Raw genomic sequence first — 1,634 nt, 5'->3', positions numbered from 1 at the left:
CTTCGCGCTGAACAATTGCCATTGAAATACCGACTGACGATGTTCTAAGCCAACGCTACGATAATGATAGTAATCGCGGAGCGCCTTTTCGTATGATTGTTTAGTCTCACTACTCACCTGATTGCTCGGTAAAGCCTGAGGGCGAGCAGGGTCATCGATAGCTGCGGAGGATTTGCCTGCAGAATGTGCCTCTGCAAGCAGTTCGGCAGCTTTGTCATTTGGGGTTAATACATTGTTTTCTGTTTCATCATTTGCATTTAAATTTGTGGTCATAGCAAAAATCAAAACAGTAGCTAATAATCTGATGAAATTTGTTCGTTTCCAATTCATTTATAGCCTCTCATTTTTTATAGAAAAACTGTTCGATAATTAGATGACTGGATTAAGGCGTCACTAAACGTTGAATAAGGACTGAGCGAGTATTAATACTTTCATAGAGGTTTTCACTTACGTCAAAAACCTCTATTAAGGAATCTACAGTCGCCGCATCTGTCACTAAAGTTTTAATGATGTCCAATAGTTCAGAGCGATGGATTTCTAACCAGTAGGCTTCGTTCACGTCCGGTGGATCGACTGGAAATGCAGCTGGCAATGCTGTACTAAAAAACATCGGTTGTTTCGATCCATCGGGTGAAATTCGTGTCTGCCCTCCGTCAAAAAGCTCTAATTTACTTCCATCTGAATAGGTCAGCAGCACATGCCCATCTGCTGTTAAGTTACGAGCTACTATATGTTTAGATTGTGGCGGTATTTCGCCTTCGGTATTCGAAGCAGCAATCTGAAGCTGCCCTAAAACTGGTTTGGCTGGTTTTAATGCAGTGAATGTTGGTGTTGTGGTTTTGCACAGCGATTCCATTGGAAATTTTAATGTAGCGCCATTAATTGCTTCGATGTACATTTCACGGCCATTAACATTATGAAACCATAGATCAGCACCTTCACCACCGCTTCGGCCGGTATCTAAATCTAATGTATTTGATGAAGAAACTTTAAGATCTGTTTTTTGAGTTTGACGGAAACCATCTTGAACACGCCCAAACAGGACCAGTTCTTTGATGACTAATATAGGGTTATCTCTGCCTGTCCAGGTAAACAGTATTTTACCCCAGGTATTTCTATTCGTATGAATTATAGCCACACCCAATTCTTGTCTCTCTGGTGACAGCATGAATATGCCCTTTTGTTGATCGTTATAGTCATTTCTCGATAAGCGGTGCGATTTAACGGAAACAAACTGTTCCGGATTTATCAGAAATTTTTTATTCATTAGGCTGTCGAATTCATCGTAAATAAGATCACAGTCGGCGGAAAAACTCAGAGAGCATAGAGAAAAGAAAAGTAAGTGCGTGCTGAAGAATGAAATACAATTGAATTTAAACGTCATGTTGAATCTCCTTAATTAGCGTAATTACTAATTGGCGTTCTCCTTTTTCCCGCTGACTTCCAGAACACTCGTTTGAAGATCTGCAACGAATTCAAACGATACTGTGTTATACAAATATTCATGGTCAACAGTATCACTTTAGATAGTGTGGACGCTAAATGCACAGAGGCAAGAACTGCTTAGATTTATTTGTTTCAAAAACAAACTTAATTACAGGCTTTTTGGTTTTGAAAGAATGAATTACCGAGCC

Annotated in this window: 2 protein-coding genes; both read right to left on the bottom strand. The window is 39.8% G+C overall.

What is annotated here, in order from left to right; genetic code table 11:
* Positions 1-330 (bottom strand): hypothetical protein (locus BGP77_RS17890; protein ID WP_146171175.1); only part of this gene is annotated, 330 nt, incomplete at its 3' end.
* Between the two features lie 52 nt (positions 331-382).
* Positions 383-1,384: a hypothetical protein gene (locus BGP77_RS02860; RefSeq protein WP_108163236.1), complete on the bottom strand. Its 1,002-nt coding sequence runs from the start codon at positions 1,382-1,384 to the stop codon at positions 383-385.
* Between the last annotated feature and the right edge of the window lie 250 nt (positions 1,385-1,634).

The sequence above is a fragment of the Saccharospirillum sp. MSK14-1 genome (assembly GCF_003054965.1).
Lineage (GTDB): Bacteria > Pseudomonadota > Gammaproteobacteria > Pseudomonadales > Natronospirillaceae > Saccharospirillum.
The sequence above is the reverse complement of the archived record's forward strand: the minus strand, read 5'-3'. Positions and strand labels throughout refer to the sequence as shown.

Coding starts and splice junctions, on each gene's coding strand:
- BGP77_RS02860 (WP_108163236.1), bottom strand. CDS start 1,384: ATGACGTTTAAATTCAATTGTATTTCATTCTTCAGCACGCACTTACTT.